This is a genomic window from Mycobacterium sp. 852013-51886_SCH5428379 (genome assembly GCF_001665575.1).
Lineage (GTDB): Bacteria > Actinomycetota > Actinomycetes > Mycobacteriales > Mycobacteriaceae > Mycobacterium.
In genome coordinates, this window is sequence record NZ_LZSU01000019.1 from 79,778 (window position 1) to 99,533 (window position 19,756).

The window sequence follows — 19,756 nt, forward strand, 5'->3', positions numbered from 1 at the left end:
ACGAGCAAATTCGTGCCATTCATTGCTTGTTCAATATCTGCCGCCGAAATGTTACACGAAACACGTCAAAATTACAGTTTCCGGTGGCGATTTTGCCCTGACCTGCGGCTCTTCCCCCTGAGGCCACTCATGTTCGTCTTGGCCTACTCTTGGCTTACTCTCAGGTTTCTCCAGGGGCCCAAATCTAGCAAATCATCGCCCGCGTCATTTTTGTTCCTGTGAGCGGGCTGTGTGGTCGCCGTCGCACCACGTATGTGACGTAAACCACGTGAATTAGGGGGCGATTGTGCCTGTACAGAGCGGGGATCGGGGCGTCTCGGCGAGCCGATCGGACGCCACGGAGGCGGCGCGGCCGGCCGGTCCGGTGCCGCACCGGTGCGCCGGGTCCGCGACTGTGGCAACAGCCCCCGGAATAACACCCCTTACGGCGACCGGACCGTCAGCAAACTCCGGCCGCGGCGCCGGGCGGTATCGAACGCACGGCTCGACCCGATCATGTGAAAAAAATTTATTGACGGGCCCGACCATCTGAGCGGGCCGACGGCCCGTCCGGGCAGGTCGGCCAGCTACTGCGACAGGCGGCGGTCGGCAGCCGGTGCGGTGGCCGCGTAGGCGGCACCCAACTCCGGTACGGGCAGATATCCGCGACGCTGTGCGCGGGCGACGTCGCGCCGGATCAGCACGTTCAGGCCGGCGATCGCGCCCATGTCCAGGAGCATCGGCGTGAGCAGCCGGTTGTGCACGAAGCCGATCGACAGCCCCGAGGCCGGGTCCGCCCAGCCGGTGGAGCCGCCCAGCCCCACATGGCCGAAGCCGCGCATGACGCCGAACGGCAGGGAGTGGTAACCGAGATGGAAGGCCAGTGGGACGCCGATGTTGCGATCCGGCCGCAGATTCGGTTTGCCGGTCAGCCCGGCGGAGATCTCCGGGGACAGCATTTCGGTGCCGTCCAAGCTGCCACCGTTGGCGATGGCCCCGTACATCTTGGCCAGACCGCGGGCGGTCGCGACCCCGTTGGCCGCCGGGATCTCCGCGTCCAGGAACGGGATCTCACCCTGCACGACGGCCTTCATCCCCGGGAAGTACAGCGACCCGAACATTCCGGAGAACTGCAGCGCGGCGACCTTGGGGGCGACGAAATTGAACACCGGGTTGGCGATGGACCCCTGCGGCGCGAGAATCTGCGCCACCGTGGTCGCCGAGCCGGCGGGCGGCCGGCCCAGGTGCAGCCCGTCGGTGTTGAGCGGTGCGGCGAGTTCGGTGCGGATCAGCTCGGCCATTCCGCGTCCGGTCACCGCGCGCGCCAGACCCGACATCAGCCAGCCGTACGTCAGCGCGTGGTAGGCGGAGTGGCCGTGCAGAAACCGGTTGACCGGCATGGCCGCCAACCGCTCCTCCATCGCCAGATGATTCAGCAGGTCGCCCTTGCCGACGCCGTTGAGCTGGCTCAACCCGGCCCGGTGGCACATGACGTCGCGGACGGTGATGCCCGCCTTGCCGTTGGCGGCGAACTCCGGCCAGAAGTCGGCCACCGGCTGGTCGTAGGAGATCAGTCCGCGGTCGACGAGACGGTGGATGACCGTCGAGGCCATCCCCTTGGTCGCCGAGAACACCATCGCGCCGGTGTCCGCGGTCCAGTACCTGGTACCGCGCCGGTCGCTGTAGCCGGTCCAGACGTCGACGACCGGTGCACCGTTGAGGTAGATCGCCAGCGCCCCGCCGCCGAAGCGGCGGCCGTGGAACAGCTCGTTGAAACCGCGCAGCGTGCACGCGAAGTTCCGGTCGGCGGCACCCTGGACGCCGTGTGGGAGCACAGCGCTGCGCTCCCGTGTGGACTGAGTCACACGGAGACTGTACCGCTGAGATCTGCTAATTAAACGCGCGGTTATCGAGTCGTTAACCGCAGGTCGGCCGCGTCGAGGAGGCGCTGCGCCGCGAGCGCCGGAGTCAATTCGCCGTCGCGCACCTGCCGTTCGACGTCCGCGCGGATCCGACGTACCTCTGCGCTGCCCATCACCCGGTCCAGGACCGCGTCGCGCACCAGCGACCACGTCCACTCGACCTGCTGGGTGCGCCTGCGGCTCTCGAACTCCCCCGCCTCGGTGAGCACGTCGCGGTGGCGGCACACGGTCTCCCACAACTCCTGCAGACCGGAACCCTCGAGCGCGCTCATCGTCAGCACCGGCGGCCGCCACAGCGTCTCGCGGGGATAGATCAGCCGCAGCGCGGTGGTGAGCTCGCGCGCCGCCGCCTTGGCCTCCACCAGGTGCGCGCCGTCGGCTTTGTTCACGACCACGATGTCGGCGAGTTCGAGCACACCCTTCTTGATCCCCTGCAGCTGATCGCCGGTGCGCGCCAACGTCAGGAAGACGAAGGTGTCGACCATGTTGGCCACGGTGACCTCGGACTGCCCCACGCCGACCGTCTCGACCAGGATCACGTCGTAACCAGCCGCCTCCAACAGCACGATGGTCTCGCGGGTGGCCTTGGCCACGCCGCCGAGCGTGCCCGAGGTCGGCGACGGCCGGATGTAGGCGTCGGGGTGCACGGCCAGCTGCGCCATCCGCGTCTTGTCGCCGAGGATCGAGCCGCCGGTGCGGGTCGAGGACGGGTCGACGGCCAGCACCGCCACCCGGTGGCCCTGCTCGATCAGGTGCATGCCGAGCGCCTCGATGGTCGTCGACTTGCCGACGCCCGGGACGCCGGTGATGCCGACGTGCATCGCCGAACCGGCCTCGTCGGTGAGTTCGAGGAGCAGCTCCTGCGCCCGCTGCCGGTGGTCGGCGCGGGTCGACTCCACCAGGGTGATCGCCCGCGCCAGCGCGGAGCGGTCGCCGTTGCGCAGACGGGCGGCGAGTTCGTCCGCCGCGGGCAGCGCGCTCATCTAGCCGAGGTCGTAGCCGAGTCGGTCCGCGAGCTTGGCCAGCAGCCCCGTCGCGGCTTCGGCGATCACCGTGCCGGGCGGGAAGATCGCCGCCGCACCGGCGGCGTAGAGCTCGTCGAAGTCGCCGGGCGGGATCACGCCACCGACGACGACCATGATGTCGGGCCTGCCGACCTCGGCGAGCGCGTCGCGCAGCGCCGGCACCAGCGTGAGGTGCCCGGCCGCCAGCGAGGACACCCCGACGACGTGCACGTCGTTGTCGGCGGCCTGGCGCGCCACCTCGTCCGGGGTGGAGAACAGTGAGCCGACATCGACGTCGAAGCCGATGTCGGCGAAGGCCGTCGCGATGACCTTCTGGCCGCGGTCGTGCCCGTCCTGACCCATCTTGGCGACCAGGATGCGCGGACGGCGGCCGTCGGCTTCGGCGAACTTTTCGACGAGTTCGGTCGCTGTGTTCATGCGGGCCATGTTGTCCCCACTTCCCGCCTCGTCGCGGTACACCCCGGAGATGGTGCGGATCTCGGCGACGTGGCGGCCGTAGACCTTCTCCAGCGCGTCGGAGATCTCCCCCACCGTCGCCTTGGCTCGGGCCGCGTTGATCGCCAGCGCCATCAGATTGTTGCCCAGCCCGTCAGAATCGTCCCCGGGCCGGGCTGCCCCCTCGGCCCCGGCCGCTCGGGACAGCTCCTCGAGCGCAGCCCGGGTGGCGTCTTCGTCCCGCTCGCTGCGCAGCTTCTCGAGTTTGGCGAGCTGTTCGGCGCGGACCCGGCTGTTCTCGACCTTGAGGACCTCGATCTCGTGATCCTCTTCGACCTGGTACTTGTTGACCCCGATGACGGTCTGGGCGCCGGAGTCGATGCGTGCCTGGGTGCGGGCGGCGGCCTCCTCGATGCGCAGTTTCGGGATGCCGTCACTGATGGCCTGGGCCATCCCGCCGTGCGCGACCACCTCACCGATGTGCATGCGGGCCGCGGTCGCCAGCTGATGGGTCAGCCACTCGACGTAGTACGAGCCGCCCCACGGGTCGATCGGCCGCGTGGTGCCGGACTCCTGCTGCAGCACCAGCTGGGTGTTGCGGGCGATCCGGGCGGAGAAGTCGGTGGGCAGCGCCAGCGCCTCGTCGAGGGCGTTGGTGTGCAGCGACTGGGTGTGGCCCTGGGTGGCGGCCATCGCCTCGATGCACGTGCGCGCGACGTTGTTGAACGGATCCTGGGCGGTCAGTGACCAACCGGAAGTCTGCGAATGCGTGCGCAGCGACAACGACTTGTCGTTCTTGGGCGCGAACTCGGCGACCAGTTCACTCCACAGCAACCGGCCGGCCCGCAGCTTGGCGACCTCCATGAAGAAGTTCATGCCGATGCCCCAGAAGAACGACAGCCGCGGGGCGAACTTGTCGATCGACAGCCCGGCGTCCAGGCCGGCCTTGATGTACTCGACGCCGTCGGCCAGCGTGTACGCCAGCTCGAGGTCGGCGGTGGCCCCGGCCTCCTGGATGTGGTAGCCCGAGATCGAGATCGAGTTGAACTTGGGCATCTTCGTGCTGGTGTAGCCGAAGATGTCGGAGATGATCCGCATCGACGCCTTGGGCGGATAGATGTAGGTGTTGCGGACCATGAACTCTTTGAGGATGTCGTTCTGGATGGTGCCCGCGAGTTTCTCCGGCGGCACCCCCTGCTCCTCGGCCGCGACGACGTAGAGCGCCAGGATCGGCAGCACCGCGCCGTTCATCGTCATCGACACCGACACCGTCGACAGGTCGATGCCGTCGAACAGCTGGCGCATGTCGAGGATCGAGTCGATCGCCACGCCGGCCATCCCGACGTCACCCTGTACGCGCGGGTGGTCGGAGTCGTAGCCGCGGTGGGTGGCCAGGTCGAAGGCGACCGACAGACCCTTCTGCCCGGCGGCCAGGTTGCGCCGGTAGAACGCGTTGGACTCCGCGGCGGTGGAGAAGCCGGCGTACTGGCGGATGGTCCACGGCTGGTTGACGTACATCGTCGGGTACGGCCCGCGCACGAACGGTGGCGCACCCGGGAAGGTGTCCAGTGGATAGCCGTCCGCCACCGCCGCGTCGCGGTCGGCTTCGACGTACACCGGCCGGACGTCGATGCCCTCCGGGGTGGTCCATTGCAGCTGTTCGGGGGTGTATCCGTGCGCGCCGGCGGCGCCGGCGACGAACTCGCCGACGGCGGCTTCGGTCGCCGGCTCGGTGGCGGGGCCGGTCGACCCTCCATCGCGCAGCGGGACCTCGGCGAAACTGCCGATGACGGCGGCCTTCTCTCCAGTGGCGGTCATGCTCAGGCCCCCATTCGGGTCAGCAGGTCGGACAGGGCTCCGACCGCGTCGATCTTCGCGGTGAGGAAGTCGTCCGGCTGCGGTTCGGTGTCGGCGACCGCTTTCTGCGGGCCGGCCAGACAGACGTGTTCGACGCCGGCGGCGTGCGCCGCGGCGACCACGGCGGCAGCCTCACCGGCGTAGCGGGCGTCGGTGCCGCAGACGACCGCGACGGCCGGCGCGGAATCCAGGGCCTTGACGGCCCCGGCAACGCTCTCGGCGTCGAGGGGGCCGGGGTTGACCGCCGCGATGCCGCCGGAGGCGAGCAGGTTGGCGGCGAATGTGGCTCGGATGTTGTGTTCGGCGAGCGGGCCCAGCGGCAGCAGCAGCGCGGTCGGCCGTGCGCCGGTGCGCGCGAGGTACGCGTCCGACCGGTCGCGCAGCTCCTCGAATCCGGCGGCGTAGCGGGCCACGGCGGTGAGTGCCTCCCCGGCGGGCAGCGGCTCCTCCCCCAGGTTCGGATATTCGTTCACACCGGTCAGCGCAGTGCGGCGGTGGGCGATGTCGTCACGCCGCTGTGCGGACACCTCGGCCACGCGTTCGGCGACGTGGTCGCGCGCCTCGGCGAAACCGCCTCGAGATTCGATCTCCTGGAACAGGGTCCACGCCTGGTCGGCCACCTGAGCGGTGAGGTCCTCGACGAACCATGAGCCGGCCGCCGGATCGAGCACCCGGCCGATGTGGGACTCCTCCAGCAGCAGCAGCTGGGTGTTGCGGGCGATGCGCCGCGCGAACGACCGCGACGTGCCGGGATATCCGTCGGGGATCGCGACGTCGAACGGATGCACCAGCACGGTGTCGGCGCCGCCGACGCCGGCGGAGAACGCCGCGAGCGTCGTGCGCAGCATGTTCACCCACGGATCGCGCTGGGCCATCATCGCCAGCGAGGACACCACATGCACCGTGGCAGCGCCCGCGTCGGGCGCACCGACCACCTCGGCGACCCGCGCCCAGAGCAGCCGCAGCGCGCGCAGTTTGGCGATGGTCATGAACTGGTCGTCATCGGCGGCGAGCCGGAAACTGATCTGGCGCAGCGCGTCGGCGCTGCTGAGCCCGGACTCGGTGAGCAGCCGCAGGTAGCTCACCCCGGCGGCGACGGCCCCGGCGAGTTCCCAGGACGCGCCCGCGCCGAGGTTGTGCAGCGCCGCGCCGTCGACGGTGATCGTCCGCACGTGTCCGTCGAAGCTGCCGACCCGGGCCGCGGTGGCGACCACCTCGGCGATCTCCGGCGCGGGCTTTTCGCTCAGCGGCGCGGTCAGCGGATCGGCGCCGAGGTCGACCGACAGGCGGCTGCGCTGTTCGTCGTCCAGGGCGGACAGCAGTTCCAGCATCGCGTCCGCGGCGGCGGTGAAGTCGGCGCCCGCGTCGAGCTGGACCGGGACGAGGTCGACGAACACCCCGTCGAGCAGCCGGCCGAGGTCGGCGGCGGCCACCCCGCCGTTCCCGCCGACACGCAGCACCAGCGCGCTGACCCCCTCGGTGAGGGCGAGCAGCACGTCACCGTTGGCGCCATCGGAGCCGGTGTTCGCGGCGGGGAAGCTCTCGGCGACCTTCCATCCGGCGATCACGTCGCGCAGGGCGTCACCGCCGCGGACGAACGGCCAGCGGCCGGGCAGCGGGGATTCGGGCAGCGCGTCGAGCGCCGTGTACAGCGGCCGGACCGGGAACCCCTCGTAGGTCGGCGCGTCGAGCAGCCGCTCCGGTTCCGGCGGCAGGTCGGCCGGATCGCGCCGCGTGCTCTTGGCCAGCACGCCGGCCACCGCGGTCCGCCACTGCGCCAGACCCTCCTCGAGCACATTCGACCCCTGCACCGACACCGGCATCTCCTGTTGTCGCAGCGTGTGACTGACCCGTCCGCCCATCAGGCTAAATGATCGCCATCACCGACTTGTCCGCTGGTCGTGGCTACCGCCGTACCGCGCCGACGGCCCGATGTCACTCCCGCCCCGTATCGTTGACGAACGTGAAAGCCGTTGTCAGGACCGTGCGGACCGTACGGTCCGCACTCGTCGGCGCGGCGCAGCAGATGCCGCGCAGGCGGCTGATCGCGATGGCGGTCGCGGGTGTGATTCTGGTCGCATTCGCCTGGGCGGTTCCGCTGCCCACCGCGGTGCAGCTGCGGGACTGGGCGACGTCCGTCGGGCCCTGGTTCCCGCTGGTGTTCCTGTTGGGGCACATCGTGGTCACGACGTTCCCGTTCCCCCGCACGGCGTTCTCGCTGGCGGCCGGCCTGATGTTCGGTCCGGCGCTGGGCGTGTCGATCGCGGTGGCTGCGAGCACGGTCAGCGCGCTGCTGGCGGTGCTTCTGATCCGCGCCCTGGGCTGGCAGCTGAGCGCTCTGGTCAGCCATCCGGCGGTCGACCGGCTCGACGAGCGCCTGCGGCAGCGCGGCTGGCCGTCGGTGTTGTCCCTGCGGCTCATCCCGGTCTTCCCGTTCGCGGTGGTGAACTACGCCGCGGGCGCCTCGAAGGTGCGACTGGTGCCCTATACCCTCGCGACGCTGTTCGGGCTGCTGCCCGGCACGGTCGCGGTGGTGGTACTCGGCGACGCGCTGACCGGTCGGGTCGATCCGCTGCTGGTGGTCGTGTCGGCCGGTATCGCCTCGGTCGGTGTGCTCGGCCTGCTCTACGAGACCCGGGCGCACCGCAGGCGGCCGGCCGCAGCGTCAGCGGGTGTCGGGCCCCTTGGCCGTGAGGACGGCCCAGAACACCAGGAAACCCGCCGCGGGCACGAAGTTGATGAGGCGGTCACGCACCCGTAGATGCGCCCCGACCGCGAGGACGAAGTACAGCGTCAACATCGCGGTGGTCAGGCGCCCCAGCGGCGGATACCGGTGGCCGGCCAGTAAGCCGACCGCCGACGCGGCCTTGACCGACGGAAACACCCACCGGATGTTCGCCGGAACCCCGACGGAGTCGAGGGACTTCTCGATCGGCGGCAGGGGAATCGCACACGCCACCGCATCGGCGGCCTGCAGAGCGGCCAGCGCCGCGTAGCCGCGCCGGGATCGCAGGCCGCCGGAGGTCATGGCTGTCCGTCCCCGTGCCGTCCCTGGGTGTGCGCCGAGAGATCCTGCTGCGACAGCGGCGGGTACTGCATCTGGGGTGGCGCAGGCGGCGCGGGCGGCAGGGCGCCGACGTCGGTGCTCCGGCGCGCATCGGCCTCGGCCTTGGCCACGGCCTGGGCGATCTCCGGATCGGTCTGGGTGTCGAACCAGCCGGCGACCTCGTCGCTGTCGTCGGCGGTGCCGGGATGCACGTCGTCGACCGGCGACGGGGTGTAGCGGAAGACCCCGTCCTCCCCTGGCGCCCCGAGCAGTTTGGTGAAGCCCTGCAGCGCCGACCCGAAGTCGCTGGGCACCACCCACACCTTGTTGGCTTCGCCCTTGGCCATCTGCGGCAGCGTCTGCAGGTACTGGTAGGCCAGCAGTTCGGGGGTGGGCCTGCCGGCCTTGATCGCCGCGAACGTCTTCTCGATCGCCTTGGCCTGGCCCTGGGCCTGCAGATACGCCGCGGCCCGCTCACCCTGCGCGCGCAGCATGCGGGACTGCCGGTCGGCCTCGGCGGCCAGGATCGCCGCCTGTTTGGCGCCCTCGGCGGCGAGGATCTGCGCCTGCTTCTGGCCCTCCGCCTGTTTGATGGCCGCCTCGCGACTGCCCTCGGCGGTGAGGATCATGGCGCGCTTCTCACGGTCGGCGCGCATCTGCTTTTCCATCGAGTCCTGGATCGACGGCGGCGGGTCGATGCTGCGCAACTCGACGCGGGCGACCCGCAGCCCCCACCGGCCGGTGGCCTCGTCGAGGACCCCGCGCAGCTGTCCGTTGATGGCGTCGCGGGAGGTCAGGGTCTGCTCCAGCGTCATCCCGCCGACCACGTTGCGCAGCGTGGTGGTGGTCAGCTGCTCGACGCCGACGATGTAGTTGCTGATCTGGTAGACCGCCGCCTGCGGATTGGTCACCTGGAAGTAGACGACGGTGTCGATGTTGACGGTCAGGTTGTCCTCGGTGATCACCGGTTGCGGCGGGAACGAGACGACCCGTTCACGCAGATCCACCCGGGCCCGGATCTTGTCGACGAACGGCAGCAGCAGGGTCAGCTGACCGGACACGGTCTTGCTGTAGCGGCCGAGCCGTTCGATGACGGCGGCCTCGGCCTGCGGGATGAGGGCCACCGACTTCGCGACGATCACCACCGCGAAGATGACGAGTACGGCGAGCAGGATCAGTCCGGCGACGGCACCGTCCACGTGCGGGCTCCTTCGTTCAGGGGTTGCGCCAGACGACCGCGGTGGCGCCGTCGATCCGCATGACGGTCACCTGGTCGCCGGGTTCGTACACATCGTTGTCGTCGAGGGGGCGGGCCGTCCAGACCTCGCCGTCGAGTTTCACCTGGCCTTCGTGGCGGGCCACGCGGTCCAGCACCAGAGCGGGCTTACCCTCCAGCGCCTGCGCCAGATCGGGTACCCCGCCGCCCGAGGTCAGCCGGCGCCGCAGCGCGGGCCGTACCGCCACCAGCAGCAGCACCGACACCGCGAGGAACACCACCCCGTCGGCCCAGATCGGCCAGTCCAGCAGCCAGCTCGAACCCGTCGCGGCCAGCGCACCGCCGGCGAGCATGAGCAGGAACATGTCGCCGGTCAGCACTTCTGCCCCGGCCAGCACCAACGCCAGGATCAGCCAGATCAACCAGACAGGCATGACGCCACCCTATCGCGTGAGCCACTGCCACCGCCCTGAACAACTACACTGCGTGGATCATGTGGTGTCCCAGTGCAACGCTTGCGGTGTGGGCCAATGCCTGGCTCGCGGGAACCGCCGCGCCCGACGATGTCCTCGACGCGTTGTCCGCTTGGGCGCCAAGGCATCTGGTCACCGCGTACGACTCGGTGGCGGCGAGCCGGACGGGTCTGCCGTGGCCCGACCTCAACGACTCCGGCGGCGTGTCGATGCTGCAGACGGTGCGCACCGCCGCGGGGTTCACCCCCGGCGGGCCGGCCCTCACCGTCGCCCTCCCGGTGCCCGGCGACGTCCGCGGACTCCCGGCGGGCACCCAGTTCCAGCGCGACGCGATCGCGGTCGGTGAGGCGCTGATCGTCACCGACACCCACCACCCGTCCAACGCCGTGGGCATCGTTCCCGACTTCGAGTTCGACGAGGTCGGTGAGGACGCGGAGTTCGATCCGGACGTCTCGGCGCTGTCCTGGACGGTGTACTCGGCCCCGGGGACACCGCCGGCCGCCTTCATCGACCTGGGTGAGGCGGAGTACGAGCTGCGGTCGGCCGTGCGCGCCGCCGCCGATGCGCTGGGTGCGCTGCAGGCGGGCGCGGCGGGCACCGACATCGACGATCCCCGCGGGCTGGTCGAGCAGGTGCTGGAGAGCGGGCGCGCGCACCGCCTGCCCGACAACGCGCCCACCCGCGCGGTGCGGGTCCTGGAGAACGCCGCGCACGTCGACGCCATCGTCACGGTCAGCTCGGGGCTGATGCCCATCGGTCTGCAGAGCTCCTCGGAGGTCCAGATCGCCAGCGACGCGCTGCGTCCGCTGGTCGGGGTGGTCCGCGCGGCGCGGCTCGCGGCGCTCAGCGCGGTGCTCTACGCCGCCTGGGAGCGCTGACCGAGCACACACCTTCACGTTCGCGACAACCGCGAACGCACTCAGTCGCTGAACACCGCCACGCACCGCGGCGAATCCCGGCACACGGTTCCGTCGACCGTGTGGCCGCAGCCGGGCACGGGGTCCGGGCCAGCGGTACGCCGGGGCGCGCGGCCGGTCTCCAGTTCGTCGATGAGGTCGAGCGCCAAGCGCGCGTAGCGCCGGTCGGCGTTGGGGGTGGTGGCGCGCGCGAACGCGACGCCGAGTTCAGCGGCCTGCTCGGCGACTTCGTTGTCGAGGTCCCACACCACCTCGATGTGGTCGGAGACGAATCCGATCGGCACGACGATCACGGCCCGGGTGCCGCGCTCGGCGAGCGCCGAGAGGTGGTCGCCGATGTCGGGTTCCAGCCACGGGATGCGCGGCGGGCCGGACCGGGACTGCCACACCTGGTCGTAGTCGTCGACACCCGCCGCGGCCGCGACCAGCCGGGCTGCGTAGCCGACCTGACGGCTGTAGAGGTTGGGACCGTGGCGCCCGTCGGCGGCGGTCGGAATCGAGTGCGCGGTGAAGACCACCCGGGCCTCGTCGCGCAGCTCGGCCGGAAGTGATTGCGCCGCAGCGGCGATCGCCTCGGCGAACATCTCGACGAACAGCGGGTGGTCGAAGTAGTGCCGCAGCTTGACCAGTTCCGGGGCGCCGTCGCCTGCGGCTGCGCGGCCCCGCCCGATGTCCTCGTTGTACTGCGTGCAGCTGGAGTAGCCGCCCCACGCCGACGTGGCGAGCACCGCGGCGCGGCGCACGCCGTCGTCCCGCATCCGCGCCACTGTGTCCTCGACGTAGGGCGCCCAGTTGCGGTTGCCGAAGTACACCGGCAGTTCGCGGCCCTGCTCGGCCAGCTCGGCCTCGATCGAGGCGATCAGTTCGCGGTTGATGCCGTTGATCGGCGACACCCCACCGAAATGTAGATAGTGCTCGGCGACGCTGGCCAGCCGCTCGCGCGGGATGCCGCGGCCACGGGTGACGTTCTCCAGGAACGGCATCACGTCGTCGGGCCCCTCGGGCCCGCCGAAGGACAGCAGCAGCAGCGCGTCGAACGGCTCCACTAGAGCAACTGGGTGCTGGCGCCGCCGTCGGCGTAGACGACGGTGCCGGTGGTCGCGGGCAGCCAGTCCGACAGCAGCGCGCACACGGTCTTGGCCACCGGCGTCGGATCCTTCATGTTCCAGCCCAGCGGGGCCCGCTGATCCCAGCCCTCCTCGAGCAGTTGCATCTGCGCGCCCGCCTCGTCACCGAGGGCGCCGCCGACGATGGCACTCATCGCGAGTGTCCGGATCGGTCCTGCCGCAACGAGATTCGACCGCACACCGAACTGTCCGGCCTCGCGGGCGACGAACCGGTTGACCGATTCCAGTGCGCTCTTGGCCACGGTCATCCAGTTGTATGCCGGCATCGCCCTGGTGGGATCGAAGTCCATGCCGACGATGCCTCCGCCGGAGTTCATGATCGGCAGCACGGCCTTGGCCAGCGACGCGTACGAATACGCGGAGATGTGGATGCCCTTGGCGACGTCTTCGTAGGGGGCATCGAAGAACGGGTTGACACCCATGCCGGTCTGGGGCATGAAACCGATCGAGTGCACCACCCCGTCGAGCTTGTTGCCCTCGCCGATCTCGGCGCTGATCCGCTCGGCCAGCGAGCCGAGGTGCGACTCGTCCTGCACATCGAGTTCCAGCAGCGGCGGCTTCGAGGGCAGCCGCTCGAGGATGCGCTCGATCAGCCGCATCCGGTTGAAGCCGGTGCAGATCACCTCGGCGCCCGCCTCCTGCGCGACCTTGGCGATGTGGAACGCGATCGACGAGTCGGTGATGATCCCCGTGACGAGGATGCGCTTACCTTCCAGAATGCCTGTCATCTAAGTCCTTATCTGTCTCAGTGGCCCATGCCCATGCCGCCGTCCACCGGGATCACCGCTCCGGCGATGTATCCGGCGTCCTCAGAGGCAAGGAAGCTGACGGCGCCCGCGACGTCCTCGGCGGTGCCGACGCGTTTGGCCGGGATGAATTCGAGCGCCCCGGCCTGGATCCGCTCATCCAGTGCGCGGGTCATCTCGGTGTCGATGTAGCCGGGGGCGACCACGTTCGCAGTGACGTTCGCCTTCGACAGCTCGCGGGAGATCGAGCGGGCCATGCCGATCAGGCCGGCCTTGGCGGCCGCGTAGTTGGCCTGGTTACCGATTCCCCACATGCCCGACACCGACCCGATGAAGATGATCCGGCCGAACCGCTTGCGCTGCATGCTGCGCGACGCCCGCTGGGCCACCCGGAACGCGCCGGTCAGGTTGGCGTCGATGACGTTGCTGAACCGCTCCTCGGTCATGCGGATGAGGAAGGCGTCCTGGGAGATGCCGGCGTTGGAGACCAGCACCTCGACCGGGCCCTGATGCTCCTCGACCTCGGTGAACGCCCGGTCGACCGCGGCGCTGTCGGTGACGTCGCAGACGACGCCGAAGAGCCCGTCGGGGACGCCGGATCCGCGGTGGGTGACGGCCACCTTGTGGCCGTCGGCGGCCAGTCGCTGGGCGATGGCCAGACCGATGCCCCGGTTACCGCCGGTGACCAGAACGGATCGGGAGACGAACGGGGGCGTGCCGCCCGCGGCCGGGCTTTCGGTGTCGCCTACTGCGCTGTCGGTCATGTCCGTCAACTTAACGTCTGGCCCGTCGTCGGCCGAAATCGCCTCGCCTGCGGCATCAGCCGGGCAGGCGACGGTTGAGCAGCAGCGCCGCCAGCGCCGAGAGCGCCAGCACCAGCGCCCCGAGCCGCAGCCAGCCGACGCTCGCGTCGCCCCTGATGGTCTCGTAGCCGATCTGCTGCTGCAGGTTCGCGTACACCTCGCGCAGCTGCTCGAGGCTGGAGGCCGTGAACGCCTCCCCTTCGGACAGGTCCGCGATCTTCTTGAGCATCGCGTCGTCGACCGGGACGGGCTGGCGCTGATCGTTGATCTCGACGTAGCCGTAGGGGGTGCCGAACGAGATGGTCGAAATCGGCACGCCCTGGTCCTTGGCCGTGCGTGCGGCGGTGAACGCGCCCTTGGGGTTGTCCGGGTTGGACGGCACGGTCTCCTTGCCGTCGGAGAACAGCACGATCCGCGCGGGCGGGTTCTCGTCGCCGCCGCCGATGACGGCGCCGACGGTGGCGATGGCCTGCAGTGCGGTGAAGATGCCCTCACCGGTGGCGGTGCGGTCGGCCAGCTGCAGTTTGTCGATCGCGATCTTGGTGGCCTCGCGATTGGTGGTCGGCGACACCAGCACCGTGGCGGTGCCTGCGTAGGCGATCAGACCGAGGTTGATGCCGGGAGTCAGCTCGTCGGCGAACTGTTTGGACGCCTCCTGTGCGGCGGCGAGCCGGCTCGGTGCGACGTCGGTGGCCCGCATGGACTGCGAGACGTCGATGACGAGCATCACCACCGCCCGGTTGCGCGGGATGCGAACGTCGTGGGTCGGCCCGGCCATCGCGATGGTCAGCAGGGTCAGCGACGCCACCAGCAAGATCGCCGGCAGATGGCGCCACCGGTTGGGCCGCTGTGGCGCGACGCTCTCCAGCAGCTCCATGTTGGCGAAGCGCAGGATCCGCTTCTGCCGGGCGGTCTGCACGATCACGTACAGCCCGACGAGCCCCGCGACCGCCAGCAGGAACAGGAAGAACCACGGGTGTTCGAATCCCGAGAGCGACATCGGGCCGAGCAACGGTAAAGTCATGTGCTACTTGTCTTTTCGTCCTTTTAGCGGGCCGCCATGGCACCGCGGCGGCGGCTCGCGACGAACCGCACCACATCGGCGATCCAGTCGCGGTCGGTGCGCAGGGTCAGCAGGGGCGCGTCGCAGCGGCGCAGCGTGCGGGCCACCTCGGCGCGGTGCTGGGCCGCCGCCTTCTCGAAGTCGTCGCGGAGCCGCTGGTCGATGGTGAACTCGCGGGTGACGCCGGTCTCGGTGTCCTGCAGGATCACGTCGCCGACGGCGGGCAGCTCGATGTCGCGCGGATCGAGCACCTCGATGCCGAGGACCTCGTGCCGGCCGGCGATCGCGCGCAGTGGACGCATCCAGTCGATCGGGCCGAGGAAATCGCTGATGATGACCGCCATCCCGCGCCTGCGCTCAGGTCGGCGCAGCGAGTCGATCGCCTCGGCCAGATTGCCGCGGACCCCGGTCGGAGCTCGCGGTGTGGTGGCGATCGTGCGCAGCATCTCCTGTTCGTGCATGCGCCCCGACAGGGCAGGCACCCGCCGCGTGGTCTCGCCGTTGGAGATGATCGCGCCGATCCGGTTGCCGCCGCCGCTGTTGAGGAACGTGATCGCCGCGGCGGCCGCCACGGCGAGATCGCGCTTCTCGCAGCCGGCGGTGCCGAAGTCCAGGCTGGCCGACATGTCGACCACCAGCCAGGTCTCCAACTCGCGGTCGGCGATCATCGTCCGCACGTGCGGCACGGTGGTGCGCGCGGTGACCGACCAGTCCATGCGGCGGACGTCGTCGCCCGGCTGGTAGATCCGCGACTCCCCCGGCTCCGAGCCCGGGCCCGGGATGAGGCCGAGGTGGTCGCCGTGCAGGACGCCGTCGAGTTTCCGGCGGACCGTCAGCTCGAGTTTTCGCAGCGCGGCCGACAACGCCGGATCGCGGATCTCACCGCGTTCCAGGGACGGCAGGTCGACGGATCGGCCTTGGGATTCGGTCACCGACCGCCCGCCGCGCCGGCGCCGGCCGGGACCGCGGGCGGAGTCGAATGCCCTTGCTGCGGAATGGCATTCACCTGCGGCAGTGCGACCGTCTGCATGATGCGGTTGATCACCGTCTCGGAGGACACCTCGTCGGCCAGCGCGTCGTAGGTCAGCACGAGCCGGTGACGGAGCACGTCGGGGATGACCTCGACGACGTCCTGCGGGATGACGTAGTCGCGTCCGCGCACCAGGGCCAGCGCGCGGGAGGCTGCGATGATGCCCAGCGACGCACGCGGGGACGCGCCGTAGGCGATCCACGCCTTGGCGTCGGGCATCCCGAACTTCTCCGGTTCGCGGGTCGCGGTGACGATACGGACGACGTAGTCGACCAGGGCGTGGTGCACGAAGGTGTTGGCGGCCACGTCCTGGAGCCGCAGCAGATCGCCGGGGCCGAGGATCTGCTTGGGCTCCGGCGGCTTGACGCCCATCCGGTAGATGATCTCGCGCTCTTCCTCGGGCGACGGGTAGTCGATGTTGAGCTTGAACAGGAAGCGGTCGCGCTGCGCTTCGGGCAGCTGGTAGACGCCCTCCTGCTCGATGGGGTTCTGGGTGGCCATCACCAGGAACGGCTGGGGCAGCGGGAACGTCTTGCCGCCGATGGAGATCTTGCGCTCGGCCATCACCTCGAGCAGTGCGGACTGCACCTTGGCGGGCGCGCGGTTGATCTCGTCGGCGAGCAGGAAGTTGACCACGACCGGGCCGAGCTCGATGTCGAACTCCTCCTTGCCCTGGCGGAAGATGCGGGTGCCGATGATGTCGGTGGGCACCAGGTCGGGGGTGAACTGGATGCGGGCGAACGACCCGCCGACGACCTTGGCGAACGTCTCGACGGCGAGGGTCTTCGCGACACCGGGCACACCTTCGAGCAGGACGTGGCCCTTGGCGAGCAGACCGACGAGCATCCGCTCCACCAGCCGGTCCTGGCCGACGATGATGCGCTTGACCTCGAAGACGGCGCGCTCGAGGGTGTGCACCTCACTCTGCAGACCGCCGCCGCCAGAGGTCGGTGCCTGCGCCGGGGCCTGGCCCTGCGGCGCGGCGTGGGAGCCGGCGGGATAGCCGGGCGCGGGGTTCTGACCGGAAAAGTTTCCGGCGCCCTGCGGCTGCCCACTCGGTGACGTCATCGAGGTTCCTCCCACTGTCTTCGCTTCAAGGCGTGCCGCAGGCGTATCCCGCGTCAGCGCCCGGCGCCGCGGCGCCCGCCGTCAACTATTCCAGGCACTCCGGAATCCGTCGACGTGCCCTCCTGCCGGGGTGGCCCGGGTCAGGACTCGATGATGCGGGCGACGTAGGGCTGCAGGCCGGCCTTGCGCAACGGGCTGACCGTCACCTTGCCCGCGCTGCCCGACGATTCGAGCATCTGCCCGTTGCCGAGATAGATCGCGACGTGCTGGCTGCCGCCCGGCCCCCAGAAGAGCAGATCGCCGCGCTTGCCCTGGGCCAGCGGCACTTTGCGGCCGGTGTTGTACTGGTCGCCGGAGTACTTCGGGATCAGTACGCCCACACCGGCGTAGGAGAATTGCGTGAAGCCCGAGCAGTCGTAGCCGACGGTGCCCGCACCCGAGTCGATGCCGGTGCTCGGCCCGTTGGGTTTACCGCCGCCCCACGAGTACGGGGTGCCCATCTGCGAGGCGCCGCGCCGGATGACGTATTCGATCGCCTGCGGTCCGCGCACGCGTCCGGGAGCGACACCAGCGGCGGGTGCGGCGCCGCCGAGCCCGATGGTGGACAGGAACTTGCGACCGAGGTCCATCGTCACCTGCGTGGCCTGCGCGGTCGCCTGCAGCGAGGCGTTCGCGATGGCCAGCGGGTCACCGGGCGCACCCGCGCTGAGGAGTTTGGGCAGCGTCGGATCCCACTGTCCCTCGTCCGGTGCGGCGCCCGCGGCCGCGGCGGAACCGAACAGCACCGCGAGCGCGGCGAACACGGATACCAGCGGGACGGCGCAGCGAGAAGCGAGGCGGCGCAGGAACGTCAAGAACATCACCATTCGATCAATCGGGTTGCGTACGGCGTCATACCGCTGGTGCGCACCGGTGAGACCTTGACGACCGAACCGGTGTAGGGCGCTTCGAGCATCTGCCCGTTGCCCAGGTAGAGCGCGACGTGCTGGCTGGCATTCGGTCCCCAGAAGAGCATGTCGCCGCGGCGCATCTCGGAGGTGGGAACCTTGCGGCCCGCGTTGTACTGCGAGCCGGAGTAGTGGTCGAGTTTGATGCCGACGCCGGCGAACGCGTACAGCATCAGGCCGGAGCAGTCGAAGCCGACGGTGCCCGCACCCGAGTCGATGCCGTTGCTGGGCCCGGTGGCATTGCCGCCGCCCCACGAGTAGGGCACGCCCATCTGCGACATCGCGCGCTTGATGACGTACTCGGTGGCCTGTTGGCCGTACACCCGCGGGATCGCGCCGTTGTTGGTGTAACCGCTCGGGGTGGGCAGCAGCCCCAGCTTCTGCAGGAAGTTGCGGCCCATCTGCTGGGTGACCTGCGCCGAGGTGGCGGTGATGCCGAGCACGGCGTTGATGATCGCGATCGGGTCGCCGCTGACGAACGCACTCGGGATCGCGGGCAGCGTCGGATCCCACAGCGGCACGTCCCACTTGGCCGCCGCGGGGGCCTGCGCACCCGGGGCCTTGTCCCAGTTCGTCCCGGCAGGGGCCGGCGCTGCGGCCGGACCGGCCGCCTTCTGCACCGGAGCCGACACCGGCTGGGCGGCGCGGGCCTGGTCCAGCCGGGCCTGCGCGGCAGCGCGTTCTGCGACGAGTCGGTCCAATTCGGCCTGCTGGTCACCGAACGTGCGCTGCGCCGAGGTGAGCGCCTCGACGGCGACGGCCTGGCTGGCCTCGGCGTCGGCGGCGGCCTGGTCGGCCTGCTGTTTGGCCAGCCGGGCGGCGGACTCGCGGTTGATCTGCTCGGTGCGCGCGCGCTGCAGGTTCGCCATGACCTGCGCGGAACTCACCGAAAGGGTCTCGGCCGCCGCGGCGGTGTGCAGGATGTCGACGGGGTCCGCAGCGGTCAGATACGACCGCGACGGACCGTTGACGTAGGTGGCGGCGGCGAATTGGTCGAACCGCTTCTGGGCGGCGGAGATCGCGATGGTCGCGTCCTCGACGCCGATCTGGCTCTCTTCGAGCTCGCGCTGCGCGGCGGCCGCGGCGTCGCGGGCGTTCTGCACGTCGACGATCGCCTTGTTCACGCTCTCCTGCTGACCCTGCACGGCCGCGCCGAGATCCTGCAGCTGCTGGTTGGCGTTGGCGACGGCGGCCACCAGGGTGCCGATGCCGTCCGGGTCGGCGCCGGCGGCGCTGCCGCCCCAGAGCCCGGTGGTGACGAGCATGCCGGCGGCGATCGACACCGCGACGGCCCCGCGATACCGGGGAGCTTGCCTTTGACGATGGGCGCAGGTGGAGCGCTTCATTCGACTCAAGTCTCCTCGGGGCTGGTTGCGGAACCGTGCGCAGTAGTCACAGTAGGCACAACTACAACATGGGTACCGAATGCACCGTACGTCACAAAAGACGCTAAAGAAACTTTAGTCACAAATTACATTGTTGTAATTATGTGTTGTGTTATCGAATGGTGATATTGCAATTCCGCGGACCCGCGCGGAACGGCGTCACACCTGGTCAGAGCGGGTATCGGGGGCGGGCCCGACGGACGCGGGCGCGATTCGGCCGCTCCACGTCTGCAGCAAACGAGTGGCCGCCGCGGCGGCCGCGACGAGCAACACCAGCGCAATCGTCAAAAGCGTCCACGGAAAGTCATCCGTGGTGATCTGGTCGACGAAATTCTGCGCCGACTGCACCGGGTTGCCGGTCTTGGCAAGGTCTTGCCCGGCCTCCAGGGTGACGCGGTCGATCGAGTCGCTGTAGGTTCCCGCAAACGACGGACTCAGCGCGAGCACGGTCGAGTCGGGATAGGCGATGCCCACCTCCGTGGCGATGTCGCGCAGCGGAGTGTCCAGATGCGGGTCGCGGTCGATGACGACGATCTTGAGGTCGATGCCGTCGGCCTGCGCCTCGGACACGACCTGACGCAGGCCGGCCTCATCGGCTCCCGGGGGCGCGCTGACGCCGTCCTCGCCGACCTCGGCGAGCACCTTGTTCAGATCGAGGTCCGGCGGGATGAAGCCGGGCATGACATGAAGGTCCGTCACAACGCAGCACGGTACCTC

General features: G+C 69.8%; 18 protein-coding genes. 2 read left to right on the forward strand and 16 right to left on the reverse strand.

Annotated features, from left to right (window positions below; translation table 11 throughout):
• Positions 1–566 precede the first annotated feature (566 nt).
• From A5757_RS07785 to mutA, 4 genes are read right to left on the reverse strand one after another with little or no spacing between them, the layout of a single operon-like run.
• Positions 567–1,844 carry a serine hydrolase domain-containing protein gene (locus A5757_RS07785; RefSeq protein ID WP_066831006.1) on the reverse strand — a complete coding sequence of 426 codons (1,278 nt, stop codon included), beginning with the start codon at positions 1,842–1,844 and terminating at the stop codon, positions 567–569.
• Between the two features lie 41 nt (positions 1,845–1,885).
• A complete protein-coding gene (gene meaB, locus A5757_RS07790) occupies positions 1,886–2,884 on the reverse strand; it encodes a methylmalonyl Co-A mutase-associated GTPase MeaB (protein WP_066831007.1) in 999 nt (332 codons plus the stop codon).
• Entirely contained in the window at positions 2,885–5,179 is a 2,295-nt protein-coding gene (gene scpA, locus A5757_RS07795; protein ID WP_066831008.1) for a methylmalonyl-CoA mutase, read from the reverse strand. It lies immediately after the preceding gene.
• 2 nt (positions 5,180–5,181) lie between these two features.
• Positions 5,182–7,041 (reverse strand): methylmalonyl-CoA mutase small subunit, encoded by a 1,860-nt coding sequence (gene mutA, locus A5757_RS07800; RefSeq protein ID WP_066832243.1) that lies wholly within the window; start codon positions 7,039–7,041, stop codon positions 5,182–5,184.
• A gap of 140 nt (positions 7,042–7,181) precedes the next feature.
• Between mutA and A5757_RS07805 the strand changes: the two genes are divergently transcribed.
• Entirely contained in the window at positions 7,182–7,979 is a 798-nt protein-coding gene (locus tag A5757_RS07805) for a TVP38/TMEM64 family protein (RefSeq protein ID WP_231983916.1), read from the forward strand.
• On the opposite strand, the gene A5757_RS22705 is transcribed toward A5757_RS07805, so the two are convergent.
• The 3 genes from A5757_RS22705 to A5757_RS07820 are packed head-to-tail and all read right to left on the reverse strand — an operon-like array spanning position 7,884 to position 9,914.
• Positions 7,884–8,246, reverse strand: coding sequence for a DoxX family protein (locus A5757_RS22705; RefSeq protein WP_082929364.1), 363 nt, complete (start codon positions 8,244–8,246; stop codon positions 7,884–7,886). The two genes, A5757_RS07805 and A5757_RS22705, sit on opposite strands and share 96 nt — an antisense overlap.
• Complete coding sequence (locus A5757_RS07815; RefSeq protein ID WP_066831010.1) at positions 8,243–9,463, reverse strand: SPFH domain-containing protein; 1,221 nt, start codon at positions 9,461–9,463, stop codon at positions 8,243–8,245. The genes A5757_RS22705 and A5757_RS07815 overlap by 4 nt, the downstream gene beginning before the upstream one ends.
• Positions 9,464–9,479: 16 nt before the next feature.
• Positions 9,480–9,914 (reverse strand): NfeD family protein, encoded by a 435-nt coding sequence (locus A5757_RS07820; protein ID WP_066831011.1) that lies wholly within the window; start codon positions 9,912–9,914, stop codon positions 9,480–9,482.
• A 59-nt stretch (positions 9,915–9,973) separates the two neighbouring features.
• On the opposite strand from A5757_RS07820, the gene A5757_RS07825 reads away from it, so the two are divergent.
• Positions 9,974–10,831: a hypothetical protein gene (locus tag A5757_RS07825; protein WP_066831012.1), complete on the forward strand. Its 858-nt coding sequence runs from the start codon at positions 9,974–9,976 to the stop codon at positions 10,829–10,831.
• A 41-nt stretch (positions 10,832–10,872) separates the two neighbouring features.
• Here A5757_RS07825 and A5757_RS07830 read toward each other — a convergent pair whose 3' ends face one another.
• The 9 genes from A5757_RS07830 to A5757_RS07870 form a co-directional block, all read right to left on the reverse strand.
• Positions 10,873–11,916 (reverse strand): ferrochelatase, encoded by a 1,044-nt coding sequence (locus A5757_RS07830; protein WP_082929365.1) that lies wholly within the window; start codon positions 11,914–11,916, stop codon positions 10,873–10,875.
• The gene (gene inhA, locus A5757_RS07835) at positions 11,916–12,725 is read right to left on the reverse strand and encodes an NADH-dependent enoyl-ACP reductase InhA (RefSeq protein ID WP_066831013.1); all 810 of its coding nucleotides are present in this window, start codon (positions 12,723–12,725) and stop codon (positions 11,916–11,918) included. The genes A5757_RS07830 and inhA overlap by 1 nt, the downstream gene beginning before the upstream one ends.
• A 17-nt stretch (positions 12,726–12,742) precedes the next feature.
• On the reverse strand, positions 12,743–13,507 hold the full coding sequence (fabG1, locus tag A5757_RS07840; protein WP_066831014.1) for a 3-oxoacyl-ACP reductase FabG1: 765 nt from the start codon (positions 13,505–13,507) through the stop codon (positions 12,743–12,745).
• Between the two features lie 55 nt (positions 13,508–13,562).
• On the reverse strand, positions 13,563–14,570 hold the full coding sequence (locus tag A5757_RS07845) for a VWA domain-containing protein (RefSeq protein WP_066831015.1): 1,008 nt from the start codon (positions 14,568–14,570) through the stop codon (positions 13,563–13,565).
• A 23-nt stretch (positions 14,571–14,593) separates the two neighbouring features.
• The gene (locus tag A5757_RS07850; RefSeq protein ID WP_066831016.1) at positions 14,594–15,541 is read right to left on the reverse strand and encodes a DUF58 domain-containing protein; all 948 of its coding nucleotides are present in this window, start codon (positions 15,539–15,541) and stop codon (positions 14,594–14,596) included.
• A complete protein-coding gene (locus A5757_RS07855) occupies positions 15,538–16,707 on the reverse strand; it encodes a MoxR family ATPase (protein ID WP_066831017.1) in 1,170 nt (389 codons plus the stop codon). Before A5757_RS07855 ends, A5757_RS07850 begins: the two co-directional genes overlap by 4 nt.
• A gap of 140 nt (positions 16,708–16,847) precedes the next feature.
• Complete coding sequence (ripB, locus tag A5757_RS07860; RefSeq protein WP_082929366.1) at positions 16,848–17,573, reverse strand: NlpC/P60 family peptidoglycan endopeptidase RipB; 726 nt, start codon at positions 17,571–17,573, stop codon at positions 16,848–16,850.
• The gene (gene ripA, locus A5757_RS07865) at positions 17,567–19,000 is read right to left on the reverse strand and encodes an NlpC/P60 family peptidoglycan endopeptidase RipA (RefSeq protein ID WP_066831018.1); all 1,434 of its coding nucleotides are present in this window, start codon (positions 18,998–19,000) and stop codon (positions 17,567–17,569) included. Before ripA ends, ripB begins: the two co-directional genes overlap by 7 nt.
• A gap of 198 nt (positions 19,001–19,198) precedes the next feature.
• Positions 19,199–19,720 carry a DUF6676 family protein gene (locus A5757_RS07870; protein ID WP_066831019.1) on the reverse strand — a complete coding sequence of 174 codons (522 nt, stop codon included), beginning with the start codon at positions 19,718–19,720 and terminating at the stop codon, positions 19,199–19,201.
• Positions 19,721–19,756: the final 36 nt, after the last annotated feature.

What these genes read in the sequence shown, in the direction of transcription:
- meaB (WP_066831007.1), bottom strand. Translation starts at nt 2,884, where the DNA reads ATGAGCGCGCTGCCCGCGGCGGACGAACTCGCCGCCCGTCTGCGCAAC.
- scpA (WP_066831008.1), bottom strand. Translation starts at nt 5,179, where the DNA reads ATGACCGCCACTGGAGAGAAGGCCGCCGTCATCGGCAGTTTCGCCGAG.
- mutA (WP_066832243.1), bottom strand. Translation starts at nt 7,041, where the DNA reads ATGCCGGTGTCGGTGCAGGGGTCGAATGTGCTCGAGGAGGGTCTGGCG.
- A5757_RS22705 (WP_082929364.1), bottom strand. Translation starts at nt 8,246, where the DNA reads ATGACCTCCGGCGGCCTGCGATCCCGGCGCGGCTACGCGGCGCTGGCC.
- A5757_RS07820 (WP_066831011.1), bottom strand. Translation starts at nt 9,914, where the DNA reads ATGCCTGTCTGGTTGATCTGGCTGATCCTGGCGTTGGTGCTGGCCGGG.
- A5757_RS07825 (WP_066831012.1), top strand. Translation starts at nt 9,974, where the DNA reads ATGTGGTGTCCCAGTGCAACGCTTGCGGTGTGGGCCAATGCCTGGCTC.
- inhA (WP_066831013.1), bottom strand. Translation starts at nt 12,725, where the DNA reads ATGACAGGCATTCTGGAAGGTAAGCGCATCCTCGTCACGGGGATCATC.
- fabG1 (WP_066831014.1), bottom strand. Translation starts at nt 13,507, where the DNA reads ATGACCGACAGCGCAGTAGGCGACACCGAAAGCCCGGCCGCGGGCGGC.
- A5757_RS07845 (WP_066831015.1), bottom strand. Translation starts at nt 14,570, where the DNA reads ATGACTTTACCGTTGCTCGGCCCGATGTCGCTCTCGGGATTCGAACAC.
- A5757_RS07855 (WP_066831017.1), bottom strand. Translation starts at nt 16,707, where the DNA reads ATGACGTCACCGAGTGGGCAGCCGCAGGGCGCCGGAAACTTTTCCGGT.
- ripB (WP_082929366.1), bottom strand. Translation starts at nt 17,573, where the DNA reads ATGGTGATGTTCTTGACGTTCCTGCGCCGCCTCGCTTCTCGCTGCGCC.
- ripA (WP_066831018.1), bottom strand. Translation starts at nt 19,000, where the DNA reads ATGAAGCGCTCCACCTGCGCCCATCGTCAAAGGCAAGCTCCCCGGTAT.
- A5757_RS07870 (WP_066831019.1), bottom strand. Translation starts at nt 19,720, where the DNA reads ATGCCCGGCTTCATCCCGCCGGACCTCGATCTGAACAAGGTGCTCGCC.